We start from the raw sequence: 5386 nt of genomic DNA, 5'->3' as shown, positions 1-5386 counted from the left end.
AACTCATAAAAATATAAAAATTGAAATGATATCAAGTTTTACTGGAGGTTCAAGTACTCCATTTACTAAAGGGTTAGCTCAGGAAAGGCTATTGATGCATCAAATTAAAAGTCCTTGGGCTTATGAAGGGCGTTGAGTTACTCGTCCAATTGAAGAATCCATGTTAGAACCATCATTGACACCTTCTGGAGCAAACCGTATTAGATTTGGTCAAGTTGGCAGTATGCCAAATCGTGAATATTTTCCATTTATAGCGATTGAAGATAAAAACGTTAATGTCCTTTGGGGAATTCAGTTATCTATTGCAAGTTCTTGGCTGTTAGAAGTATATCGAAAAGATAATGCGTTATGCCTTTCAGGAGGAATTGCTGATCGAGAAAAGGGACATTGGTTGAAAATCTTAAAACCTAATCAAGAATTCCAAACTCCTAACGCAATAATTTCTGTAGTTCAAGGTAATATTGATGAGTTGTCACAGCGAATTGTTAGAGATATTCAGCTGGATATCAAAGATGATGAAAAAGAACTTCCAATCATTTTTAATGAATTTTGTACTACTTGGGGCAATCCTCAGGCTAGTGAGATTAAAAGGACAATTGATTTATTGGTGAATAAGGGAATCAAATATTTTGTTATTGACTGCGGATGGTATAAACACGCTGTTGATCATAATGGTTCTTGGAATATTCAACATGGTGATTGGAATTATAATCGCAAATTGTTTCCTCAAGGAATTAAGGAAGTTGTTGATTATATTCATCAAAGGGGACTGAAAGCTGGTATTTGGTTTGAGTTTGAGAGCTGCGGTCGTGAGGCTGAATTATTTAAGCATCAAGATTTTTTATATCAGCGTGATGGTTATCCCGTTACTTCAGGAAATAGACGCTTCTTAAATTTATTGGATCAAAGTGTGATTAACTACTTAGATGAACATGTGCTTAAATTTCTAGAAGATAATGAATTTGACTATTTAAAAATTGATTATAATGATAATCTAGGAATTGGAATGGATGGTGGTGATTCATTAGGGGAACAACTGTATCGTGGGATAAAAGCTGCTCAGAATATAAGAAAAATAAAGCATGTTCTACCTAATTTAATTGAAAATTGTAGTGCAGGGGGCACCGTTTAGTTGAACCGTTTTTAAAGATAACAGATATGTCTTCGTTTCTGATGCCCATGAATCGCTATGTATTCCAATTATTGGTGCTAATTTACAACGAATGATCTTACCTCGTCAAAGCCAAATTTGGGCAGTAGTAAAGCCAGATCAAACAATAGCGCTGCTTTATTATAAAATTAGCAGTGGACTGTTAGGACGGTTATGTTTATCAGGAAATATTAAAGATTTATCTAAACAACAATGGCAGGTGATAGAAGAAGGGATTACTTTTTATCGCTGTGTTAGTCATATTATTGATTTAGGATCTTCGACTATTAATTATCAAGGCGGATTAAGTTATAAAGAACCGACAGGTTATCAAGTAGTTATCCGTAAATACCTTGATGAAGCATTAGTTGTACTCCATACTTTTGCAAATAGTCCAGCTCATGTTCAAGTGGATTTAAACAACTATGAAATAATTAAAATTTATGGTTTGAAAAAAGCGGTTATTGAAAAACAACGATTAGTTTTAAGAGGATTAAATAAATTCGATGGAATGGCAGTTTATTTACGGAGGAAAAATGTTAATTAATAAGATAAGGATAATAATTTGAAGTGATGCTAAAAATGAGGCTGATGACCAATATGCATTAGTACATGCTATGCTGACTAATAAATTTATAATCAAAGGACTATGGCAGGACATTTTCGTGATCGTTGGACGAATCATTTATCATATGCTGAAATGGTTAAATTAGCAAAACTTACAAATACTTATGGTGAATATCAATTGTTTTAGGTGCTGATCGAAAGCTTGTGAATATTAAAGAATATGAAGTAAGTGCGGGAACTAGATTAATTATTGAAGAAGCATTAAAAGAAGATTCATTACCTTTATATGTTTTGAATATAGGTGCCTTGACAGATTTAGCGGTTGCACTGCTTGAGGAACCAAAGATTACTTCTAAAATGACGGCAATTTGGGTTGGTGGTGGTCGTTATCCTAAAGGAAGCAAAGAGTGTAATTTAGGAAATGATTTAATAGCAGCAAATTATGTATTCGCTAGTGAGTTACCATTATGGCAAATTCCCAGTAATGTATACAAGACTACTTTAGTTTCTTTGGCACAGTTGAAATTAAGAGTAGCTCCAATGGGAAAATTAGGAAATTATTTATATGAGCAGTTAATTACGTTCATGAAAACTAATGCCAAAGAAAAAAGTTGGATCAATCCTGAATGTTGGGTCATGGGAGATTCTGGGGCTATAGGGGTTTACTAGAGGAACAAAAAGTTATTATCAAGAGATAATCGCTCCAATTTTTGATGAAGAGCATCATTATATCTATAATCAAAAAAATCGTAAGATCGTGTTTATCAACAATTAAATAACTATTTCGTTATAGAAGATATGCTCAGTAAGATTGAATTATTTGCAAGTGAGGGAAGCGATGGCACTTTTAAAATTAATGGTTTTAAATAGTTATAATGAAGAAATTTTTAGTAGCCAAAATAAAACAGAAGTCACGATGGCTTATCGGGGTTATTATCAACCGGGTGATAAAATAAGTATCGTTACTGATACAAAAGGGTTATATTTAAAATTACGGCTCGATGATAGTTTAGATGAGAGTTGGGTTTATTTAACTGACTATCAATATATTTTTACAATTCCTTTTGCCCAGGAGCGTAAGCCTTATGGGAGTTGTGCATTTAGTCAAGAACATCATTTTGCATATAAGTATTATTAGTGAAGCAGAATTTATGAATTATCATAATGTGGCTAAGAATAGTTTTGATACGAATTATAATCAAGTCTTATACCCACACGTTACAACTAATGTGAAAACAACCAATCCACAGTTTTATGCGCGAAATGCTATTGATGGTATATTTGAAACTAGTAATCATGGCAGCTGGCCTCATAGTTCATGGGGAATTAATCAGCAAAGTAATGCCTGGTTAAAAATTGATTTTGGATCTATGTTAGAAATTGATAAAATATATCTTTATTTACGAGCTGATTTTCCTCATGATAATTGGTGGCATCAAGCAAAAATTAGTTTTTCTGATGGTACGATACAGGAAATTAAACTTTCTAAAACAGGAAGTCGTCAAGTAATTGCTTTTACAACAAAAAAAATCACTTGGTTGATATTATCGAATTTGCAAATGTCAGATGAAGAATCACAGTTTCCAGCACTTAGCCAAATTATGGTAATGGGACGAAAGATAAACGAAAATTAATGAACTGGTGACTTGAACCGCTCTCTAATCGTTAGATTTCGGGTCTAACTTTTAGGGACGGTTCAATTTTAATATATCTTTTTTAATAAAATGCTTTTAAGTGAGCGGTATACAGATTGATTAATTTTTCTTGAATAATCGGGTCATTAGAGATAACTGCAATTGTACAAATACCATTTACTTGATTAATTAATTTAACTTCAATATTACTACTGTTGGGAATGTTTAAATAAAAATAGTCATGTAAAGCTTCTATACATTCGATGATTAGACAATCAGCATCAGTTTTGATAATTTGAACGGGAATTTTAATTGATGCATAAGAAAGAAAAGCTGGAATTTTTTTATTTATCTTAATCATTCGTTCTTCATGGAGGTCGGGACGATGATAAGCGACTTTGATACTTACGATCAAAGCAATGATATTGTATAGAATCCAAAATACATTTAATATGTAACTACCTAAATCAATGTATTGAAATGACAACCTTATTTTTCCAATATCAAGTGCAAATTTGATTGCAAGAATAAGTAAAATGTGTGGAAAGACTGTCCAGAATTGAAAGAATCCTTTTTGGATATTATCTTTTGGAGTAACTTCAAAAGATGTTTTTAGGTGGAAAAGCTCTTTCAAAATTGAAATAGTAATATGTGGACTAATCGCAGTATCATAAAAATGGAATCTAATAAAAGAACGGAGTGTACCTGTAACCAGTGCAATTGAACAGATTTGACAAATAATATAGGGAAATAATAATTTAGAAATAAGACTCCAGTTACTATTGATAAGTTGAATTCCAAAAATAAAATAGAATAATGGGAAAGATAAATAAATTAATTTCTGGATACTTGTAAACCAGTATATAGCCCCATCATAATAAGACCACTTTTGTTTAAATGTTAATTTTTTGTATTTATAAATTGGATATTTTTTAATAACTTGAAGATTTCCTCGGCACCAGCGATCGCGTTGAGTTACTAATGTTTGAAATGTTTCAGCGCTTAAGCCATAGACTAAATCTTCTTTAACAAATTCACCAATATATCCTTGAGTATGTAATTTCAGTCCGAGGGCCATATCCTCGGTAATTGAATCAGTAGGATATCCACCTACCTCTTCAACATAGCTTTTTTTAAAAATTACGTTAGTTCCAACATGCAAAACAGCATTAAGGGTAGATTTACCCTCTTGAATATCTTTCATAAAAAAGTCTTGTTCGTTAGGAATTTTACTACGATAATTTCTTTGATACATGTTCTTGTTATAATAAACTTGTGGTGTTTGCACAAAAGCAACCTTATTATTTTCAAATAAGTAAACGGTATGATTAAGAAATTCACTAGTTGGAATCATATCAGCATCTAGAACAGCAAATAAGTCACTATTAATAAGTGCTAGAGCATGATTGATATTTCCTGCTTTAGCATGGTCATTATTGATTCTTGAAATATAATTGATGTGGTGCTGTTGGCATAAATATTTTAATGCATCCCGTTTGCCATCATCTAAGACGTAGACTTTAAATTTATCTTTGGGATAATTTAATTGTTTAGCTGCAAGCATTGTTTTTTTTCACTAGACTAATTGGTTCATTATAAGTACAAATCAAGATACTTATAGTGAATTTTGTTGATTTTTTCGTTTTTTTTATTAAAGCATGATATTTAAATACTTCTCGTTGGTATAAAAATTGTAATATACCAATCAGTTCTGTAAGAAATAAAATAATACCTAAAATAAATGAAACACTTGAACTGGTTGGAATTGAAGTGATTCGAACTAAAAAATAGATTACTCCAACTATTAAAGTGAAATTGAAATAAAATCGACGTGATAGATATTGGTATTTTACTAACAAAAAACATCCTATTGCAAATAATGAAATAAAAATACTATAGTATTTTACATAGTTTAATAACATCCTAAAACCTTCTCTCAATGACGATATCTATAATGTTTATTGTTACCGGTTTTATATTTATTAAAATCAATTTATAAAGTAATAATATTTCTAGCTAGTTAGTAACATCGACT

General features: G+C 31.3%; 7 protein-coding genes. 5 read left to right on the top strand and 2 right to left on the bottom strand.

Features of this window, described 5'->3' with window-relative positions:
• Positions 1–160 precede the first annotated feature (160 nt).
• From ACLR9T_RS13170 to ACLR9T_RS13150, 5 genes are all read left to right on the top strand, one after another.
• Entirely contained in the window at positions 161–1132 is a 972-nt protein-coding gene (locus ACLR9T_RS13170) for a glycoside hydrolase family 36 protein (RefSeq protein ID WP_413109965.1), read from the top strand.
• 91 nt (positions 1133–1223) lie between these two features.
• A complete protein-coding gene (locus ACLR9T_RS13165) occupies positions 1224–1697 on the top strand; it encodes a hypothetical protein (RefSeq protein WP_413109964.1) in 474 nt (157 codons plus the stop codon).
• Between the two features lie 224 nt (positions 1698–1921).
• On the top strand, positions 1922–2386 hold the full coding sequence (locus ACLR9T_RS13160) for a nucleoside hydrolase (RefSeq protein ID WP_413109963.1): 465 nt from the start codon (positions 1922–1924) through the stop codon (positions 2384–2386).
• 169 nt (positions 2387–2555) lie between these two features.
• Positions 2556–2855, top strand: a complete 300-nt coding sequence (locus ACLR9T_RS13155; RefSeq protein WP_413109962.1) for a hypothetical protein — start codon at positions 2556–2558, stop codon at positions 2853–2855.
• Positions 2803–3351, top strand: a complete 549-nt coding sequence (locus ACLR9T_RS13150) for a hypothetical protein (protein WP_413109961.1) — start codon at positions 2803–2805, stop codon at positions 3349–3351. The genes ACLR9T_RS13155 and ACLR9T_RS13150 overlap by 53 nt, the downstream gene beginning before the upstream one ends.
• 82 nt (positions 3352–3433) lie before the next feature.
• Here the strand turns inward: ACLR9T_RS13150 and ACLR9T_RS13145 are convergent, their stop codons facing one another.
• Both ACLR9T_RS13145 and ACLR9T_RS13140 read right to left on the bottom strand, forming a co-directional pair.
• Positions 3434–4915, bottom strand: a complete 1482-nt coding sequence (locus tag ACLR9T_RS13145) for a glycosyltransferase family 2 protein (protein WP_413109960.1) — start codon at positions 4913–4915, stop codon at positions 3434–3436.
• Positions 4902–5273, bottom strand: coding sequence for a hypothetical protein (locus tag ACLR9T_RS13140; RefSeq protein WP_118248420.1), 372 nt, complete (start codon positions 5271–5273; stop codon positions 4902–4904). The genes ACLR9T_RS13145 and ACLR9T_RS13140 overlap by 14 nt, the downstream gene beginning before the upstream one ends.
• Positions 5274–5386 lie beyond the last annotated feature (113 nt).

The sequence above is a fragment of the Thomasclavelia sp. genome (genome assembly GCF_047249845.1).
Lineage (GTDB): Bacteria > Bacillota_I > Bacilli_A > Erysipelotrichales > Coprobacillaceae > Thomasclavelia.
The sequence above is the reverse complement of the archived record's forward strand: the minus strand, read 5'-3'. Positions and strand labels throughout refer to the sequence as shown.

Excerpts from the sequence above, each read along its gene's own strand:
- ACLR9T_RS13145 (WP_413109960.1), bottom strand. The coding sequence starts at position 4,915 with ATGCTTGCAGCTAAACAATTAAATTATCCCAAAGATAAATTTAAAGTC.
- ACLR9T_RS13170 (WP_413109965.1), top strand. The coding sequence starts at position 161 with ATGTTAGAACCATCATTGACACCTTCTGGAGCAAACCGTATTAGATTT.
- ACLR9T_RS13140 (WP_118248420.1), bottom strand. The coding sequence starts at position 5,273 with ATGTTATTAAACTATGTAAAATACTATAGTATTTTTATTTCATTATTT.
- ACLR9T_RS13155 (WP_413109962.1), top strand. The coding sequence starts at position 2,556 with ATGGCACTTTTAAAATTAATGGTTTTAAATAGTTATAATGAAGAAATT.
- ACLR9T_RS13165 (WP_413109964.1), top strand. The coding sequence starts at position 1,224 with ATGATCTTACCTCGTCAAAGCCAAATTTGGGCAGTAGTAAAGCCAGAT.
- ACLR9T_RS13150 (WP_413109961.1), top strand. The coding sequence starts at position 2,803 with ATGGGAGTTGTGCATTTAGTCAAGAACATCATTTTGCATATAAGTATT.